28 protein-coding genes and 1 tRNA gene are annotated in these 15,699 nt (G+C 52.8%); all 29 read left to right on the top strand.

From position 1 onward, the window contains the following. The 29 genes from H7A81_RS01520 to H7A81_RS01380 all read left to right on the top strand — a co-directional run bounded on the left by H7A81_RS01520 (window position 1) and on the right by H7A81_RS01380 (window position 15,697). Window positions 1-198 carry a hypothetical protein gene (locus H7A81_RS01520; RefSeq protein ID WP_182056536.1) on the top strand — a complete coding sequence of 66 codons (198 nt, stop codon included), beginning with the start codon at window positions 1-3 and terminating at the stop codon, window positions 196-198. Next, window positions 195-398, top strand: a complete 204-nt coding sequence (locus tag H7A81_RS01515; protein WP_182056535.1) for a hypothetical protein — start codon at window positions 195-197, stop codon at window positions 396-398. Before H7A81_RS01520 ends, H7A81_RS01515 begins: the two co-directional genes overlap by 4 nt. Window positions 399-439: 41 nt before the next feature. Then, window positions 440-670, top strand: a complete 231-nt coding sequence (locus tag H7A81_RS01510; RefSeq protein ID WP_255478863.1) for an XRE family transcriptional regulator — start codon at window positions 440-442, stop codon at window positions 668-670. Further along, window positions 663-1,130 (top strand): hypothetical protein, encoded by a 468-nt coding sequence (locus H7A81_RS01505; RefSeq protein WP_182056533.1) that lies wholly within the window; start codon window positions 663-665, stop codon window positions 1,128-1,130. Before H7A81_RS01510 ends, H7A81_RS01505 begins: the two co-directional genes overlap by 8 nt. A 98-nt stretch (window positions 1,131-1,228) precedes the next feature. Next, window positions 1,229-1,450, top strand: coding sequence for a hypothetical protein (locus tag H7A81_RS01500; RefSeq protein ID WP_255478862.1), 222 nt, complete (start codon window positions 1,229-1,231; stop codon window positions 1,448-1,450). After that, window positions 1,447-1,686: a hypothetical protein gene (locus H7A81_RS01495; RefSeq protein ID WP_182056531.1), complete on the top strand. Its 240-nt coding sequence runs from the start codon at window positions 1,447-1,449 to the stop codon at window positions 1,684-1,686. The genes H7A81_RS01500 and H7A81_RS01495 overlap by 4 nt, the downstream gene beginning before the upstream one ends. A 144-nt stretch (window positions 1,687-1,830) precedes the next feature. Further along, entirely contained in the window at window positions 1,831-2,286 is a 456-nt protein-coding gene (locus H7A81_RS01490) for a YbcN family protein (protein ID WP_182056530.1), read from the top strand. Further along, window positions 2,279-2,800, top strand: a complete 522-nt coding sequence (locus tag H7A81_RS01485) for a hypothetical protein (protein ID WP_182056529.1) — start codon at window positions 2,279-2,281, stop codon at window positions 2,798-2,800. The genes H7A81_RS01490 and H7A81_RS01485 overlap by 8 nt, the downstream gene beginning before the upstream one ends. Further along, window positions 2,797-3,021, top strand: a complete 225-nt coding sequence (locus H7A81_RS01480) for a hypothetical protein (protein ID WP_182056528.1) — start codon at window positions 2,797-2,799, stop codon at window positions 3,019-3,021. The genes H7A81_RS01485 and H7A81_RS01480 overlap by 4 nt, the downstream gene beginning before the upstream one ends. A 237-nt stretch (window positions 3,022-3,258) precedes the next feature. Beyond that, on the top strand, window positions 3,259-3,462 hold the full coding sequence (locus H7A81_RS27935) for a protein NinF (protein ID WP_182056527.1): 204 nt from the start codon (window positions 3,259-3,261) through the stop codon (window positions 3,460-3,462). Window position 3,463: 1 nt separating this feature from the next. Further along, the gene (locus H7A81_RS01470) at window positions 3,464-4,144 is read left to right on the top strand and encodes a metallophosphoesterase (RefSeq protein WP_182056568.1); all 681 of its coding nucleotides are present in this window, start codon (window positions 3,464-3,466) and stop codon (window positions 4,142-4,144) included. Further along, entirely contained in the window at window positions 4,119-4,727 is a 609-nt protein-coding gene (locus tag H7A81_RS01465) for a recombination protein NinG (protein WP_182056526.1), read from the top strand. Before H7A81_RS01470 ends, H7A81_RS01465 begins: the two co-directional genes overlap by 26 nt. Beyond that, complete coding sequence (locus tag H7A81_RS01460; protein ID WP_182056525.1) at window positions 4,724-4,948, top strand: hypothetical protein; 225 nt, start codon at window positions 4,724-4,726, stop codon at window positions 4,946-4,948. The genes H7A81_RS01465 and H7A81_RS01460 overlap by 4 nt, the downstream gene beginning before the upstream one ends. 124 nt (window positions 4,949-5,072) lie before the next feature. Continuing rightward, on the top strand, window positions 5,073-5,201 hold the full coding sequence (locus tag H7A81_RS01455; protein ID WP_182056567.1) for a YlcG family protein: 129 nt from the start codon (window positions 5,073-5,075) through the stop codon (window positions 5,199-5,201). After that, window positions 5,191-5,802, top strand: coding sequence for a hypothetical protein (locus H7A81_RS01450; RefSeq protein ID WP_182056524.1), 612 nt, complete (start codon window positions 5,191-5,193; stop codon window positions 5,800-5,802). Before H7A81_RS01455 ends, H7A81_RS01450 begins: the two co-directional genes overlap by 11 nt. Window positions 5,803-5,974: 172 nt before the next feature. After that, a tRNA-Asn gene (locus H7A81_RS01445) sits at window positions 5,975-6,049 on the top strand. 333 nt (window positions 6,050-6,382) lie between these two features. Continuing rightward, window positions 6,383-6,706, top strand: a complete 324-nt coding sequence (locus tag H7A81_RS01440; RefSeq protein WP_370529931.1) for a phage holin family protein — start codon at window positions 6,383-6,385, stop codon at window positions 6,704-6,706. Next, window positions 6,706-7,332 (top strand): glycoside hydrolase family 19 protein, encoded by a 627-nt coding sequence (locus H7A81_RS01435; RefSeq protein WP_182056565.1) that lies wholly within the window; start codon window positions 6,706-6,708, stop codon window positions 7,330-7,332. The genes H7A81_RS01440 and H7A81_RS01435 overlap by 1 nt, the downstream gene beginning before the upstream one ends. Further along, on the top strand, window positions 7,329-7,730 hold the full coding sequence (locus H7A81_RS01430) for a hypothetical protein (RefSeq protein ID WP_182056523.1): 402 nt from the start codon (window positions 7,329-7,331) through the stop codon (window positions 7,728-7,730). The genes H7A81_RS01435 and H7A81_RS01430 overlap by 4 nt, the downstream gene beginning before the upstream one ends. Further along, complete coding sequence (locus H7A81_RS01425; protein ID WP_182056564.1) at window positions 7,730-8,173, top strand: lysis protein; 444 nt, start codon at window positions 7,730-7,732, stop codon at window positions 8,171-8,173. Before H7A81_RS01430 ends, H7A81_RS01425 begins: the two co-directional genes overlap by 1 nt. A gap of 193 nt (window positions 8,174-8,366) precedes the next feature. Beyond that, window positions 8,367-8,909, top strand: coding sequence for a Rha family transcriptional regulator (locus H7A81_RS01420; RefSeq protein ID WP_182056522.1), 543 nt, complete (start codon window positions 8,367-8,369; stop codon window positions 8,907-8,909). Then, entirely contained in the window at window positions 8,906-9,313 is a 408-nt protein-coding gene (locus H7A81_RS01415; RefSeq protein WP_182056521.1) for a hypothetical protein, read from the top strand. Before H7A81_RS01420 ends, H7A81_RS01415 begins: the two co-directional genes overlap by 4 nt. A gap of 106 nt (window positions 9,314-9,419) precedes the next feature. After that, complete coding sequence (locus tag H7A81_RS01410; RefSeq protein ID WP_182056520.1) at window positions 9,420-9,626, top strand: hypothetical protein; 207 nt, start codon at window positions 9,420-9,422, stop codon at window positions 9,624-9,626. Window positions 9,627-9,664: 38 nt separating this feature from the next. Beyond that, on the top strand, window positions 9,665-10,303 hold the full coding sequence (locus tag H7A81_RS01405) for a putative metallopeptidase (protein ID WP_182056519.1): 639 nt from the start codon (window positions 9,665-9,667) through the stop codon (window positions 10,301-10,303). Between the two features lie 30 nt (window positions 10,304-10,333). Continuing rightward, window positions 10,334-10,813, top strand: coding sequence for a DUF2280 domain-containing protein (locus H7A81_RS01400; RefSeq protein ID WP_182056518.1), 480 nt, complete (start codon window positions 10,334-10,336; stop codon window positions 10,811-10,813). Beyond that, the gene (locus tag H7A81_RS01395; RefSeq protein ID WP_182056517.1) at window positions 10,800-12,272 is read left to right on the top strand and encodes a DNA-packaging protein; all 1,473 of its coding nucleotides are present in this window, start codon (window positions 10,800-10,802) and stop codon (window positions 12,270-12,272) included. The genes H7A81_RS01400 and H7A81_RS01395 overlap by 14 nt, the downstream gene beginning before the upstream one ends. 12 nt (window positions 12,273-12,284) lie before the next feature. Beyond that, window positions 12,285-13,685, top strand: coding sequence for a DUF4055 domain-containing protein (locus H7A81_RS01390; RefSeq protein WP_255478861.1), 1,401 nt, complete (start codon window positions 12,285-12,287; stop codon window positions 13,683-13,685). Between the two features lie 120 nt (window positions 13,686-13,805). Then, complete coding sequence (locus tag H7A81_RS01385) at window positions 13,806-14,558, top strand: DUF6651 domain-containing protein (protein WP_182056516.1); 753 nt, start codon at window positions 13,806-13,808, stop codon at window positions 14,556-14,558. A gap of 14 nt (window positions 14,559-14,572) precedes the next feature. Beyond that, window positions 14,573-15,697, top strand: a complete 1,125-nt coding sequence (locus H7A81_RS01380; protein WP_182056515.1) for a P22 phage major capsid protein family protein — start codon at window positions 14,573-14,575, stop codon at window positions 15,695-15,697. The last annotated feature ends 2 nt before the right edge of the window (window positions 15,698-15,699 follow it).

Here is a 15,699-nt window from a genome sequence, read left to right as displayed (position 1 = left end):
ATGAATTTGACCATCGAAGATGCAGAAGCAATTACCGCGCTTATCCGCGCTGACCGACCGCATTACACCGGGCCGGTATTTGTCGATCTCGGGAAGCTGGAAGAGTTGCACATGCGCAGCGCCAGGACGCACGTTCAAATGGCAATACTCTTTGCTTCAGGAAGGATTTCTAAGCACGGACATGGGAGAGCGGCATGACACAGGTAATACACGGACTGACCCGCGAGCAGTTGGTGGCACAGGTTTATGGCAACAATCCTCCTCCTGTGCCTAAAAGACGCAGGAAAAAATATAACGCCACTGAAGCCATGGTGCAGTGGATTGAGGGAATGAACAAAGCATTCTCCGGCGGCGCTTCCCGTTCCAACAATAGCGGCAATAGCAAGAAGGGGGAGTGACTGTGAACGATTGGAGCAATTTCCGATGGATGGTGAAGACCATGTCTGAGAATTATGGCGTAACTCTTAACAGCATCGCTAAGCACTGCGGAGTATCCCGCCGGAAGCTGAACCAGATTATGCAGGAAGGTCCAGACAACCAGATGACAGAAATGATAGCTGAGGCACTCGGTTGCGCACGATGTGATTTAGTAGAGATCCACTGGCAAATGGGCGAACTGGATAATCTCGGACAGAAAATATCAAAGCCTCAAGGAGTCATCCATGACTAACAAACTAACCGCTGAAAAATGCCGCAATGCCATTGAGAGCATCAAGCTTAGACAGCAATCAATTCGCGAAGAGATCTACCTGCAAGCCCTTGAGATTGCGCTGCCAGTGCTGGAAGCCCAGGAGGATGCAGAAAAATACGGCGTGGGGTTTGTTGTCTGTCAATCAGGACAACAACCGAAACGAGCTGACCCAACAAAAGTAACCATCAGCTTTACCGATGCTGGTCTTGGCTATGCGCAACCCCAGCCCTCCACCAACCCTCAGATTGATAATGATGGCTGGCTTGATTGGGGTGGCGGGGAAAGGCCAGTAAGCGACTCAACTCTCGTGGAAGTGAGACTTCAGCGTGATGGTTATCAAGGTGAAGACAACGCGATGACTTGGGATTGGACGTGGCGTGATGGTGTTGATCCAATCATCGCCTATCGGGTGATTGAGAATGATGGGAGGGAAGGATGAGCCTATTCCAATGCGAGCATTGCGGTTGCTGTGAAAACACTGCGCTATCAAATCAGGGGTGTGATGGTTGGTTCGCTCAACACATGGATTGGTCAGGTATGCCAGAGCGTAAGGGCATGAAGCTATGCAGCGCATGTCAGCCCGCTAAATTTTCTGACGGCGAAGATAACGACGAAGGCGGTAATTGGCACAATGCATTTCCTCGCGTCTTCCTGCCAAAAGGCCAATTCCACACCAACAAAGTCGGAAACCTGGCTCATAACGAAACCGGCGATGAGGATTTCAAAAAGTACCAAGTTGCCGCGCCGGAGGATTTATGACAATCCAAACCAACGGCGATGATTGCCGTGAAAGTGGAGATGGGGAAACCAGCAGGGAGGTTAGGTTTGTAAGCATCATCGATGCACTTTCGGTCATGTCCACTCGCGAAGTGATTGAGATGTTTGATGCAATGGAGGAGAAAGCAAACAGAAACAATCCCTGGCTCGCAAAGCCTTTTCGTGACTTCGAGCCGTGGCAAACCAAGAGACGAACGCCATGGAGAAAGCGCAGATGAGCAACGTAATCCACCTCAGACCTGACCCACTCCGCAATCTCTACGAACTAATAGACAGCATCCACGACACCAACCCTACACCATAGACCAAGCGCATCGCTGATGAGGCTTTGGCATTGGTGCAGAAAATGATTGAGGCACGAAATGGAGATACCGAAAGAGGGCCTGAAGCTTCATAGAGGTAATTTCAACGCCATTGGGCACGAGTTATTCCCGCTGCTCGAATCCGGAGAATGCTACCGGCTTACTCTGAAGCCGTGGAAAGAGAAGCGTAGCCTTTCACAAAATTCACTTCTGCACATGTGGCTCGGCGAAATCAGCAGCTACTTGATTAAATCCGGACGCACCGACGCAACGCCCGACTGGGTAAAGCGCAACCTCAAGCGCACTTACCTTGGCTGCGAAGAAATCACTTACACCGACTTCGTTACCGGTGAGAAGGTCACCACCTACGAACCACGCCACACATCCAGCCTTGATACGGGAGATATGCATTTCTTTCTGAATCAGGTTGAACAGTGGTGCGCACAATTCGGCCTGGTGCTGACTATCCCGCACGACAGCGATTATCAAAAACTGAAGGACAAACAGAATGCCTAAGAAATACTCGCTATGGACGCGGCAGGAAACTGAACTCCTTAGCCACGATTACTCCGACCTACCCAACGACCTGATAGCAGCCATGCTCGGTAAAACCCGACAAGGCATTGAAGGTAAAGCGCGGTCTATGGGCCTGAAGAAGTCGCCAGCGTTCCTCAGGCAGATGAGAAACCTGACCATCCAGAAAACAGACGGCAGCATGACCGCAAGGCAAGCCATCGAGGATCATCTAAGTGATGTTCGCCGCACCACCTCAAATCAGATTCACAGCCATGTAGAAAGCTTAGGGTTCTCACGCAACGCCTCTCAACTGGCACTGATGAAGCTTGTGAGCGATGGCGTCGTGCGCCGCAGTGGGGAACACAAAAGCTTTGAGTGCTGGCTTTCAGAGGGTGAGCCGGAAGGCCTGGTGTTTAACGTAGGCACATCTGGGAACCGCATATTTGAACAGTGCCGGGCTACGTGTCGGATTCTGCAGGTAGACCGCCTGCTCGCACAAGTGAGGTCAGCATGACACCACAACGCACATCTATCCCTCAGATGCTGATAAAGGCCAGAGGAAACATGTCTGAGGTCAGCAGATTGTTTGGCGTAACCCGGCACACGGTAAAGCGATATTCACGGGACTTTGAGTGCAAGGCGCACATCGTCGTTAACGGCGTCCTCATGGTAACCAATGGCAATCGCGGTCATCGCAAGGAGGCTGTGAATGAAGAAAACATGGTTTGTTCATGAGCCAGTAAACGCCGAAACCGCAGAAGAACTTCTCACCCGATACGCCTCCCGAAATATCCAGACCCGAAAGACACTCGCTGCAGATCCCCGCCTATGGCTGGTAAGCGCGCTTTTGCCTCAGGGTAATTATCCACCACGGAGAGACCACACCTATGAGCAGAAATGCTGGCAGTAAGCGTTGCTGCAGTTGCAGGACCGTTCTCACCAGCGAGGACAAATATCGATTTGGGGTGAGCTGTGAAACCTGCGAAGAAGACACCTGGTACTTCGAACACTTCGACTACGTCCCGATCCACGCCATCTGGCGATACGCCAAATATCAACTGCGCTGGTTGCGGTGCGCCACTGCCGCCGGAGTGGGTATATGCCTGCGACCGCTGCTGCGCCGGCTGGATGCAAGACGACAACTTCAGAATGCACGGAGAGAACGATAATGGCTGAAATTTATCAGCGAATTGATGGAAGCAAACACCGGAACATCTTCATCGTAGGTGATCTGCATGGCTGCTTTAACCGCCTGATGACACAACTCGAGGAACTGCAGTTCGACCGAGATCGGGATTTACTGATTTCAGTGGGCGACCTGATTGACCGTGGTCCGCAAAGCCTGGAGTGCCTCGAGCTAATCCGAGAGGAATGGTTTGCATGCGTGCGCGGCAATCATGAGCAGATGGCTATCGAGGCGATGACTGGCAAAACGGATGGACTGCTTTGGTTCCATAACGGCGGCGATTGGTTTAGCTATCTCGATGAAGAGAAAATGATGCAGGCTCACAAGCTGATCCTCAGGGCGAGTTTCCTGCCTTACGTTATTGAGTTGGCAACCAATGAGAAGACAATCGTGATTGCGCATGCCGATTACCCTTCAGACGTTTATGAGTTTGGTGGCGAAATCGACAAGCAAAGAGCGGTTTGGGATCGGGCGCGGTTCAATGCGTTGACTGAGGGCCAGCCCGCAGGAATTGAAGGTGCGGATGCATTTTACTTCGGGCACACACCTATTCAGCTCGCAGCCAAAGCGGGGAATCTGAATTACATCGATACCGGCGCGGTGTTTGGCAATCTGCTAACCATTGTCCAGGTGCAGGGAGGAAGCGATGCGCAAAGTCAGGCGGCGATGTAAAAACCCAGACTGCCGCGAATGGTTCCATCCAGCCTTCCAGAATCAAACGTGGTGCAGCCCAGAATGTGGAACGATAATCGCATTAGCCAAAAGGGAGAAAGACCGGCAGAAGTCGATTCAGGAAACAGAACGACGACGAAAAGAAGAAACCCAGCAAGAGAAGCGCCACACCAAGATCCGCAAGTTAGCCTTACAGCCCCTCAGTCACTTCCATAAACAAGCACAATCCGCTTTCAACGAATACATCCGCACCCGTGACGCAGAAGCACCATGCATCAGTTGTGGGCGTTTTCATGAAGGGAAATATGACGCAGGCCACTACCGCACCCGCGGCGCATCACCGGCCACACGTTACGACGAAACCAACTGCCATAAGCAGTGCGTTCCCTGCAATCAGCACCTATCCGGAAACATCGAAAACTACACACCCAACCTGATCAAGAAAATCGGGCAGGAAGCTTTCGATCGCCTCATGGGCCCGCACCCGGTTATCAAGTGGACGCGGGAAGAGTTGCAGGAACTGGCGGCGCACTACCGGCAAAAAACACGCGAGCTGATCAAACAAAGGAGCGAAGCAGCATGACAATCGTTAACGCAATAGGGGCGACATGGACAATTCTCATGTTCGTCTTAATGGGGGCGATTTGCATCAAGTACGGCGATGAACCAAATGAGATGCCTTCTTTCAGCACCCTCGGGTTCAAGAGGAAGGTCGCAGCTTATCTGGTCAGCGTTTTTTGTGCGGGCTGCTTGCCGTGGCTGGTTGCGGCGCTGCTCTTCAAAACATTCGTTTTTGGGTGGTAGAGACGATGACCGTATACCTCAAAGAGAAGTGGCTCAGGCTATTGCTCAACTTCAAGCCTATTTCACCAACCATCCAGCCAGCACACGTTCAGTCGTGGGACGCACAACCAAAGCGGAGGAAGAAATGATCGCCGAATATCTTCGCGATAAATGGCGGCTATTGCGAATGCTGAGAAGCCGAGACACCTTCCCGGTTGATTACCGGATCATCAAGCACACAGCGAAAATCATGGGGGTTAGATATGCAAAGTGATGCACTGGCACAGCTGGCGCAAGTCATGCGCAAATCCGATCTGAAGAAGCGACACCTGCCACCGGTTAAGCTCCTTACACCAACCCAGTCGTTGTGGGCGCGATGCATGCTGGATGCATGGGGTGCGAAATACGGCGGATATGAAGGGCCATCTGGGGCCATAAACATTCTTGGTCGATTGATGATTCGCAAAGAGTGGAATGAACGGGAGTCGAGCAGCATTATGGATGTGATCACCAATCTCAGTAAGCAGGGTTATTCCGGCGATGAGTTATTCACAAAGGCTTGGCAGATAATCAATCCGCAGAACAGTGTAGGCAACCTCCTTGACCGCGCCAACGAGCAAGAAGATGCCGACCTGGTTGAATCAGTAATGTGTCGAACGTTTGCGCCCAGCAATCCTATCCGACAGGTGGCAATTAAATACTACTGCGACCGCAAATGCGCGCAAGAAATTGCCGAGTACATAACTAAGGTCTCCGGACTTCACATCGAGAATAGCAAGACCAGAGTTCGCTGGTGCAGGCAACTACTTGAAGCGGCGGTTTATCACGGAATCATGGCTAATAGCGAGCCTAAAAAACTCGATATTGCGGCGTAAATGCGAAAAGTCGCAAAAAAGTATTGCGGCGACTTGCAAACGTCACTTGGACCTGGTAGATTTCTGCTATACTCGCGTCAGAAGTCAGTGAGTAACAAGCACTCCATCACAAGTGAGAGCCAAGAAGCGCCACGGTTACCAGCCGAAGGCGCTTTTTTATTGCCTGAAATCCGGGTGAGAAGCACAGCGGTTGTGCGTTCGGCTGTTAACCGATTGGTCGCAGGTTCGAATCCTGCCTTGCCCGCCAAATCTCAAAATCACGCTCTTTTGCGATTGCGTGAGATTACTGAATAACACGCCAATACAGCGGGGTGGCACCCGCACCTAACTTCAAGGTCAGCCACAAAGCTGGCCTTGCTGCTTTAGCGCCATCCCGAATCCAAATCAAACTTTCCCTGGCTATGTGGGGATGCGCGCTCTTTTATCCATAAAAAAATCCGCACTCAGGCGGATTCTTTCTCATTGGCTACCCAACGGCAACCGGGCTTTTAGGTCTCGACAACTCAAAAGCTAACCGGATTTGTCCAGTTCAGAAAGTAGACAATTCCTAATTGGACAAGTCCCCGTTCCGGGGGTGGATATGAAAAATATGCCTTACAAATCCGATCCTGGCTTAATTGCCGCGCTGATCGCGCTGGGCATGACAGTGCTCGGCTCGGTAGCGGCCTATGCCTATAAGGTTCTGAGTGGTGATGCCTTTAGCTGGCGCACGCTCTGCCTTCAACTAATCGTATCCGTGTTTGCTGGCTTCCTGATGATGCTTCTGGCGACTTACTGGAACTGGCCTCAGGAAGTGACAGGGGCAATCTGCGGAATGGCAGGCTGGTCTGGCTCATCCCTTATTAAAGCCCTTGAGAAGCGTTTCCTGCAGAAAGCTGCTGGAGATACAGGAGTTGCTGAATGATGACCCGTGACCAGTTTAAGAATGCTGCCGGTATCAATGATGCGCTGGCTGATAAGTGGTTTCCGCACATCACCGCCGCCATGAAAGAGTTCGGTATTGATACGCCAAAGCGTCAGGCTTACTTCATTGCGCAGATCGGCACTGAATCAGCCGGGTTCACCCGCGTATCGGAAAGCCTGAATTACAGCGTGGAAGGTCTGAAAATCTTCAACTCACGACTGACGCCGGCTCAGCGCCAGCAACTTGGCCGCCAGCCTGGTGCAGCATCTCTTTCTTCCGAGCGTCAGGCTGCTATTGCCAATCTGGTCTATGGCGGTCGCTACGGTAATAACCTCAACGGTGACGGCTGGAAATACCGCGGTCGTGGACTGAAGCAAATCACTTTCCGTGCCAATTACGAAGCGTGCGGTAAAGCACTGGGGCTTCCACTGCTGGATAATCCTGACCTGCTTCTGCAGGATGCTAACGCCGCCCGTTCCGCTGGCTGGTTCTGGAAAGACAATAACTGTAATCAGTACGCCGACCACGACGACATTACTGGCCTGACCCGCGTCATTAATGGCGGTTCAAATGGCCTGTCAGATCGCCGCGCTCGCACTGAAAAAGCTTTGCAGGTGCTCCTATGACAGGTAAAGCACGAATGGCACGATACCGCCGCTTCATCCCGGCAATCTTCTCGGTAATCATCATCAGCTTTGTCGGCAAGCTCTGGTATGACAACGTCAACCTGACCGAGCGTAATTCACGCCTGCGTGAACAGTTCCTCCTGGCTAACGATCGCAACATGAAGTTCGCTGACCAGATGGAGCCGATTACCAAGCGCCTCGACAGTTTGGCAAAGTTGCTGGATGAAGAAACCCGACGCCGCTCGGTAGCGGAACAGAACGCCAGTGCATTACAGAAGGAAAACGAGTTTCTGCGTAACAGCAAGCAATGCTCAATTTCGATTGATCCGAACGCCGTGCAGAAGGGTTCAAAAGACCCTTCATCCGTAATCATCCAGGCAGCCCCGGCAGGTGAATGATGGTGTGGATTGCTAAGTACTGGAAGATATTCGGCGCGCTGGCGGTGATCCTCTTTTGCGTTGGGATGGCTAAGCTAGCCAGTTATTACCACGGCCAGTACGTCACCGCTGACAGCCTGGCTACTTCTCGGCTGCAAACGATTGACGACATGACGGTGCGACAGCGTGATGTTGCTGCGCTTGATACTAAGTACTCAAAGGAGTTAGCCAGTGCTCAAGCGACTATCGACCAGTTGCGTGATGATGTTGCTACTGGCAAGCGCCGGTTGCAGCTCAACGCAAGGTGCGAAACCTCCACCACCTCCGGCACAACTGATGCAGCCAGCCCCCGACTTACTGACGCCGCTGAGCAAAATTATTGGACCCTCAGAAGTCGAATCGAAACCGCCGGAAAGCAAATAGCCGGATTGCAGCAGTACATCAACGAGCAATGCTTGAAGTGAAACGTCACCCATACAGCTAACAAGAGCCTGACTTCGGTCGGGCTTTTTTGTGCCCGAAGTAACCAACGCGCGTCGCAGCGCATCTCAACGAGAGTCTTTCAGTAAGCGAGCCTGAGAATTGCCGTTATAGGTGGCGACCTCTCTCGGGCGGCTTTTCTGTGCGAACAGGCTCACTTTCTAAAAGGTAAACGCAATGAATAATCCGTCAGTTATTCCCGCTTTTGACTTTCGACAAATGGTGATGCCATCTGAGCGAGGCGTGATCACCACATCGCTCAAAGTGGCTGAGTATTTTGGTAAGGCGCATAAAAACGTCCTTCGCGCCATCAAGCGACTGGAGGTCGAGTGCTCGCCTAATTTTAGCCGGCTCAATTATGAGCCCGTTGAATACATCGATAAGAAAGGCGAGATGCGCCTGATGTACAACGTGACCAGAGATGGCTGGATGATGCTGGTAATGGGATTCACAGGTCATGCAGCTACGGCAATTAAAGAGAGTTACATTTCCGCTTTCAACTGGATGGCAGAGCAAATAAGTCGCCGCGCCGCGATTGGCGAGGAAGCGCAGCACCGGTTCGCCATCAAAGAAACGCGGTCAAAGCTTAAAGGAACAATCGGAAGTCGGTTGATGAACGAGCGTAAGAAAGAGAAACGCGTATTGGCCGTTGAGCACGATCACATTCAGCAGTTAGCCAACCCAGACATGGTGGCGCTAATGGAAGGAAAAGCAGCATGAAGGGAAAATTATTAGCGTACGTCATCACAATCTTAATGATTGCAGGCATGGCATATGGATTGACATATCAGGTCGATGGCCTCGTGACCTTGTGCGTAGCAATTAACTGGATGCTATGCATTCTGGCAATCCCAGTTGGGTTTGTGACTATAGCCGCAGCCGTCCTTTATGAGAAAGCAACAGGCAAGCAAAGAGATATTTATGAGAAGGCTCTTGCGGATGCTGGCAAGAAGAAATCGCTGCCGGATAAACTTTTCGGCTGGGTAACCTTCATTGGCATGACAGTGCTTTTCGCCTGGGGTGGATGGATTGTGACAGCTATCGTCTATGTGCTGGCATCAGTGTTTATGAGGCTGGCAAAGTCCATAGCCAAAGATGAAGCAGTAAAGCAGGGATTGGCCTGATCATCACAGGGTGCATTTGCGAGTGCACCCGATGATGATTAATTCTTCTTCACTCAGACTGGTCCTAACGCTAATGTGTAACCTCCACTTATGAAAAGGAGGTTGTATGTTAGAAAACTATTATTCGACGCCATTGGGCGGGGAACATTCAGAGCATCAACGCTTGATCGCTGTTTCCGTAGCTGTCGATATAATTAAGGCAAGCCTTTCCACAGAATCAGGCCCTAGAAATCATGAATATGAGGTGAAGCAATTAAGCGCCCTCATTGGTGAGATTGCGGATAAGATACAAGCAGCAATTGAGAATAAGTAACCATAACCGCCTACGGGCGGTTTTTTATTGGAGTGAATATGGCAAGTGATGACGTAATCTCAAATCGCCCATTCCCTCCCATCGAATTTGTCGAGGAGTTTGCACCCTATATCAAACTTACCCCGGCAACTGGCGTACATGAGTGGGTTATAGAGCAAATCATCAGTGAAAATGGTGTGCTGCATAACCCGGATCATATGCATTTGCTTGAGGCTGACATAGCTTTCCTTTGGGCGGCTACCGCATTCACCAAACAGGGTCGTACCGTACTCGGTCAGGCTGAAGAGGTAATGATGCGCGCCGGAGGATGGCAGAAGGCCAGAATGGAGCAGCAACTCTATGAGTGGTTTGGGCATAAACCTGACTTCATCATCACGCTGGCAGGTGACTTCTGCTCACAATGTAGCGACCTCGAATTCTGTGCACTGGTAGAGCATGAGCTTTATCACATTGCACAGGCTACCGATGAGTTTGGCGCACCGAAATTCTACCGCGACTCGGGATTACCCAAGCTGTGCATGCGCGGACACGATGTCGAAGAATTCACTGGAGTGGTTCGTCGCTATGGTGCAAGCGCTGATGTGCAGGAACTCATTAATGCCGCTGCCAACCCGGCAGAAGTGGCAAACCTCGACATAGCCAGGGCATGCGGAACGTGCCTGATGAAACTGGCGTAACTTTTATCTGCTTTGTCATGGAGGTGACCTGTGGCAGCTCTATCGACAGAGGTTAAAGCCTTCATCGTTCAGTCTCTCGCATGCTACGACACGCCAGCAAAGGTGATCGAGCTTGTAAAAGAGAATTTCAAGGTTACCGTCACCCGCCAGCAGGTGTCAGCGTATGACCCGGCTAACGCGATGGCGAAGAGCCTGAGTCAGAAGTGGGTCGACTTATTTAACACGACCCGAAAGCGCTTCCAGACCGAAATCACTGACATCCCGATCGCCAACAAGGCGTATCGCCTTCGCACGCTTGACCGAATGATGACCAAGGCTGAGAACATGCGAAACATGGCGCTGGCGGCAACCCTGATTGAACAGGCCGCGAAAGAGTGCGGTGACGCTTACACGAATAAGCAGAAGGTGGAACATACGGGCAAGGATGGCGGACCAATCGAGTCGGCAACGCTGACCAAAGACGAATACAAAGCTGCGCGGCGGGAGATGTTGGAGGATGACGACTGCTGAGCAGAAGAATTATGCGCGCCGCTTAGAGTGCGAAGAGGATGGGCTGTACTACGCCCGTTACTTCTTCAAGCAGCGCACCGGCGGCAAGATGATTGTCGCCCCGCACCACAAAGTGATTCAGCAAACGCTCGATCGCGTAATCAGCGGTGAGATAACCCGCCTTATCATCAACGTTCCGCCTGGCTACACCAAAACGGAACTGGCAACCATCAACATGATGGGGCGCGGGCTGGCACTGAATCGCCGTGCGCGCTTCATGCACCTGTCGTACTCGCACAATCTTGCCCTGCTGAACTCATCAACTGCCCGCACCATGATTAAGTCGAAGGCTTATCAGTCGATGTGGCCCATGGCGCTGCGCGATGACGCAGACAGTAAGGCAATGTGGTGGAACGAATACGGCGGCGGCGTTTATGCTTCCTCAGCAGCGGGGCAGGTTACCGGCTTTCGTGCCGGGCATATGGAGCCGGGCTGGCAGGGCAGTCTGATTATTGATGATCCGGTAAAGCCTGATGACGCCTATAGCGAAATCGTGCGTGACGGTGTGAATAACCGCTTTAACGAAACCATCAAATCACGTCTGGCCGTCGAAACAACGCCGATGATTGTGATCATGCAGCGCATTCACTATCACGACCTGAGCGGCTACCTGCTGCGGGGCGGAAGCGGGGAAGAGTGGCATCACCTGAACCTCCCGGTGATTATCGACAACAGCCAGTCATACAGCGCGCTTTACCCGGAAAACACTCACGCAATACCGATTAATCATGGCCTGCCTGATGGCTGGTTATGGCCTTTCAAGCACAATGAAACTCACCGCGTATCGCTGTTCTCGCATCGACGAACTGCTGAAGCGCAGTATATGCAGAAGCCTCGCCGCTTCAATGCTGAAGGTGCGCTATGGAACGAGGCGATGATATCCAGCGCTCACGCGCTGCAAATCTCCATAGAAGCGACCCGTACTGTTATCGCGATTGACCCTCAGGCAGTAAACAATGAGGACAGCGATGAAACAGGTATCGTGGCCGCCAGTTCCTACGGAAAAGGTAATGAGCGCCTTTTCTCAGTCGATGGCGACTACTCCGGTAAATTCTCTCCAAACGGCTGGGCAAAAAAAGCCATATGGGCTTACAACGAGCACCGCGCTGAAGCGATAGTGATCGAAACCAACCAGGGTGGTGATATGGCCGAGGATACGCTGCGCAATGCTGGGTATACCGGTCGCATCATCAGGGTACACGCCAGCAAAGGTAAGTATGCCCGCGCTGAGCCAATATCTGCTTTGTATGAGCAGGGCCGGGTGTCACATCGCGGCAATCTCTACACGCTGGAAAATCAGCTCATGGAATACGTGCCAGCTACTGCCAAGAAGTCACCTGACCGCCTTGATGCGCTGGTCTGGGCAATCACCGAACTGTTCCAGCCGAAAGGCGTAACCGTCAGACCTTTCTCTGCTTAACCGGAAATCACAATGAGTAATGACGTTCGCAAGCGGTCCGCAAAAATCGAGGCCATTGCCGGTTGCTGGCCGATGATCGCCGCTCTGCTGGGCGGCACTTCAGCCATGCGTGATGCGGGCAAAACATATCTGCCAAAGTGGCCCAATGAAGACGAGGGCTTTTATAAAAACCGCCTCGCTACGGCCACGCTGTTTCCAGCTTTCTCTCGAACAGTTGAAGTTCTCAGCGGTAAGCCATTCTCTCGCCCTGTATCGTGGGATGAGAAAAAGGTGCCTGAGCGCATCCAGCAGATGTTTCCGGATATCGATCAGCAGGGCACCAACCTGCATTCTTTCCTGGCTGATATCTGTGAGGAGGTTGTGGCTAACGGTATCTGCGGCATTCTGGTTGAGCACCCGCCAACCGAAGGCAACCTTTCGGTGGCTGAAGAGAAAAGGCGCGGCCTGCGCCCTTACTTTGCAAAAATTGGGGCAAACAGCCTGCTCGATTTCGATTCAAAGCGTATTGACGGCCGCGAAACCTTTACCATGCTTCGCTTTGTCGAGACGGTGAGTGAGCGTGATCCGGAAAATGAGTTTGTCGTGAAGGAGATTGAGCAGGTCCGGGTGCTGAATCCGGGCCGGTGGCGCATCTATCGCCAAAAGCTCAATGCTTCGAATGTCATGGAGTGGCAGCTGCATGAAGAGGGCGTAACCAGCCTGAATAAAATTACGTTTGTTCCGGTCTACGGTGATAAGCGCGGGTTCATGCAATCCCGTCCGCCACTGGCACAGCTTGCTTTCCTCAACATCGAGCACTGGCAGTCACGTAGCGATCAGCAGACTATTTTGCATGTCGCACGTGTACCAATTCTGTTCGGTAAATGCATGCCTTCTGATACTCCGCTATCGATTGGTGCCTCATCAGCGGTTTTCGTTGATGACGAAAATGCCGATTTAAAATACGTCGAGCACACCGGCAAGGCGATTGAGGCAGGACGCACCGATCTGCGCGACCTTGAAGACCTCATGCGTCAGATTGGCGCTGAGTTACTCGTCATCAAGCCTGGACGTCAGACGGTCGCACAGACTGTTGCTGACAACGAGGCAGGCACCTGCGCGTTACAGCGCATTGTAGGCGACCTGACTGATGCGGCTAATCTGGCCCTGCAATATGCGGCGGAGTGGATTAAAGAGAAAGACGGCGGCACAGTCACCATCTTCCGCGACTTTGGCGCTGCCACGCTTGCAGAGGCATCAGCAACACTGCTCATGGATATGAATGTCGCAAATGCTCTCTCTAATGAGACGCTGTTTAACGAGATGCAACGCCGTGGGCTGATTGATATCGAACTTAACTGGGCTGATGAGCAGGCGCGTATTGCTAAACAGGCACCTCGCCCGGGTGAAACCAAGACAACACTGACCGGCTGACCCTCAGCCAGACAGACACAGGCTCACGCTCGCGCATGGGCCTTTTTTATTGCCGAAATCTGCGGATGCGGAACGGCGAAACGGGCCGGATGGCTCACCGATAAGGTTGGATAACCCGCTATGAAACTGAAACTCGACGAAAACGGCCATGTGGTCGTATCCGATGGCAAACCTGTCTACGTGAACGATGACGGCAAAGAAATTGCTTTTGACGCACCAGGCACCCTCCAGTCAATTTCACGCCTTAACGGTGAGGCCAAATCTCATCGTGAGCGCGCGGAAGCGGCGGAGACATCCCTGAAAGCGTTTGAAGGCATTGCCGACCCGAAAGCGGCTATCAAAGCGCTGGAAGTCATCAAAAACCTCGACGACAAAAAACTGGTGGATGCCGGTGAAGTCGAAAAGGTCCGCGCAGAAGCGATCAAGGCAGTTGAAGATAAGTATGCGCCCATCGTTAAAGAGCGCGACGACCTCAGTGGCCGTCTGATTGCTGAAAAAGTGGGGGGCAGCTTCGCACGTTCGAAGTTCATTGCCGACAAGCTGAACATTCCTGCCGACATGGTGGAATCACGCTTCGGTTCAAGCTTCAAACTCGAAGGTGACAGCGTCATCGCCTACGACAAAGCAGGCAACAAGATTTTCAGCGCCAGCAACCCCGGTGAACCGGCTGGTTTCGATGAAGCGCTGGGCATCCTCGTCGAACATTACCCGTACAAAGACCAAATCCTCAAAGGCACCGGCGCATCAGGCGGCGGCTCCAGTGGTGGCAATGGTGGTACGGGCGGCAAAACTATCAGCCGTGCGCAGTTTGAGTCGCTCAGTCCTCAGGACCAGAGCAGCCAGATCGGTGCCGGTGTCACTATTACTGATTAACAGGAAGAACTTGAATGGCTAACAACCTCACCGGCCTTATCCCTGATCTGTTCGCGGCGCGCGATATCGTGTCCCGCGAACTGACCGGTTTCATCCCTGCTGTTACGCTGGACCCCTCTGCAGAACGTGCAGCGGTGGGCGAAGCGATCCGCATCCCGATTGCACCTGCCGCTGCTGCGCAGGATGTAGTGCCCGGTCAGCTGCCACCAAACACCGGTGACCAGAACATCGGCAACACGCCATTCACCATTCAGAAGTCTCGCATGGTGCCGTTCCATTGGACGGGTGAAGAGCAGAAGGGCGTGAACAACGGCCCGGGCTACGCCAATATCCGCCGCAATCAGATTGCGCAGGCAATGCGTACGCTGGTCAACGAGATGGAGTCAGACTTGGGTAAACTGGCACTGAATTCATCCCGCGCCGCTGGTACTGCTGGCAGCACACCATTTGCAACCAACCTGAGCGATACCGCACAGGTCCGCAAAATCCTGTCTGATAACGGCGCACCGCTGAGCGATCTGCAGTGTGTTATCGACACCACGGCGGGTGCAAACCTGCGTACGCTGGCGCAACTCACCAAAGCGAACGAAGCAGGCACCGACGAGCTGCGCGCTCAGGGTACGCTGCTGGAGCTTCACGGCTTCAAGGTGCGTGAATCCGCAGGTGTGGTCACTCACGCCCCGGGCACCGGCGCAAGCTATGTGACTAACGGCGCACTGACCGTTGGCACCACTATCATCCCTGTACAGACCGGTACCGGCACCATTCTGGCTGGCGATATCATCACTATCGGCAACTACAAGTATGTGGTGACCAGCGTCCTGTCAGGTGGTTCTCTGGCTATCGGTGCGCCGGGCCTGCGTGAAAACGTGGCGACCGGTGCCACCGTTACGCTGGCGGCCAGTTTTACCGCCAACTTCGCGTTCAGCCGTTCAGCGATTCTGCTGGCAACCCGCGCACCGGCGCTGCCGCAGGAAGGTGATATGGCCGATGACCGCATTACCATCACCGATCCGCGTACCGGCATGGCGTTCGAAGTGTCCATGTACCGCCAGTACAAGCGCGTGCATTACGAGATTGCCGCCGCGTGGGGCTGCGCCAACATCAAGCCTGAGCACACCGCACTGCTGCTGGGCTAATC

Source organism: Pantoea sp. ME81, from assembly GCF_903970985.1.
Classification (GTDB): Bacteria; Pseudomonadota; Gammaproteobacteria; order Enterobacterales; family Enterobacteriaceae; genus Pantoea; species Pantoea communis.
This window is presented reverse-complemented; position numbering and strand designations above follow the sequence as displayed.

Coding starts and splice junctions, on each gene's coding strand:
- H7A81_RS01520 (WP_182056536.1), top strand. CDS start 1: ATGAATTTGACCATCGAAGATGCAGAAGCAATTACCGCGCTTATCCGC.
- H7A81_RS01515 (WP_182056535.1), top strand. CDS start 195: ATGACACAGGTAATACACGGACTGACCCGCGAGCAGTTGGTGGCACAG.
- H7A81_RS01510 (WP_255478863.1), top strand. CDS start 440: ATGTCTGAGAATTATGGCGTAACTCTTAACAGCATCGCTAAGCACTGC.
- H7A81_RS01505 (WP_182056533.1), top strand. CDS start 663: ATGACTAACAAACTAACCGCTGAAAAATGCCGCAATGCCATTGAGAGC.
- H7A81_RS01500 (WP_255478862.1), top strand. CDS start 1,229: ATGCCAGAGCGTAAGGGCATGAAGCTATGCAGCGCATGTCAGCCCGCT.
- H7A81_RS01495 (WP_182056531.1), top strand. CDS start 1,447: ATGACAATCCAAACCAACGGCGATGATTGCCGTGAAAGTGGAGATGGG.
- H7A81_RS01490 (WP_182056530.1), top strand. CDS start 1,831: ATGGAGATACCGAAAGAGGGCCTGAAGCTTCATAGAGGTAATTTCAAC.
- H7A81_RS01485 (WP_182056529.1), top strand. CDS start 2,279: ATGCCTAAGAAATACTCGCTATGGACGCGGCAGGAAACTGAACTCCTT.
- H7A81_RS01480 (WP_182056528.1), top strand. CDS start 2,797: ATGACACCACAACGCACATCTATCCCTCAGATGCTGATAAAGGCCAGA.
- H7A81_RS01465 (WP_182056526.1), top strand. CDS start 4,119: ATGCGCAAAGTCAGGCGGCGATGTAAAAACCCAGACTGCCGCGAATGG.
- H7A81_RS01460 (WP_182056525.1), top strand. CDS start 4,724: ATGACAATCGTTAACGCAATAGGGGCGACATGGACAATTCTCATGTTC.
- H7A81_RS01455 (WP_182056567.1), top strand. CDS start 5,073: ATGATCGCCGAATATCTTCGCGATAAATGGCGGCTATTGCGAATGCTG.
- H7A81_RS01450 (WP_182056524.1), top strand. CDS start 5,191: ATGCAAAGTGATGCACTGGCACAGCTGGCGCAAGTCATGCGCAAATCC.
- H7A81_RS01440 (WP_370529931.1), top strand. CDS start 6,383: ATGAAAAATATGCCTTACAAATCCGATCCTGGCTTAATTGCCGCGCTG.
- H7A81_RS01435 (WP_182056565.1), top strand. CDS start 6,706: ATGACCCGTGACCAGTTTAAGAATGCTGCCGGTATCAATGATGCGCTG.
- H7A81_RS01430 (WP_182056523.1), top strand. CDS start 7,329: ATGACAGGTAAAGCACGAATGGCACGATACCGCCGCTTCATCCCGGCA.
- H7A81_RS01425 (WP_182056564.1), top strand. CDS start 7,730: ATGGTGTGGATTGCTAAGTACTGGAAGATATTCGGCGCGCTGGCGGTG.
- H7A81_RS01420 (WP_182056522.1), top strand. CDS start 8,367: ATGAATAATCCGTCAGTTATTCCCGCTTTTGACTTTCGACAAATGGTG.
- H7A81_RS01415 (WP_182056521.1), top strand. CDS start 8,906: ATGAAGGGAAAATTATTAGCGTACGTCATCACAATCTTAATGATTGCA.
- H7A81_RS01410 (WP_182056520.1), top strand. CDS start 9,420: ATGTTAGAAAACTATTATTCGACGCCATTGGGCGGGGAACATTCAGAG.
- H7A81_RS01405 (WP_182056519.1), top strand. CDS start 9,665: ATGGCAAGTGATGACGTAATCTCAAATCGCCCATTCCCTCCCATCGAA.
- H7A81_RS01395 (WP_182056517.1), top strand. CDS start 10,800: ATGACGACTGCTGAGCAGAAGAATTATGCGCGCCGCTTAGAGTGCGAA.
- H7A81_RS01390 (WP_255478861.1), top strand. CDS start 12,285: ATGAGTAATGACGTTCGCAAGCGGTCCGCAAAAATCGAGGCCATTGCC.
- H7A81_RS01385 (WP_182056516.1), top strand. CDS start 13,806: ATGAAACTGAAACTCGACGAAAACGGCCATGTGGTCGTATCCGATGGC.
- H7A81_RS01380 (WP_182056515.1), top strand. CDS start 14,573: ATGGCTAACAACCTCACCGGCCTTATCCCTGATCTGTTCGCGGCGCGC.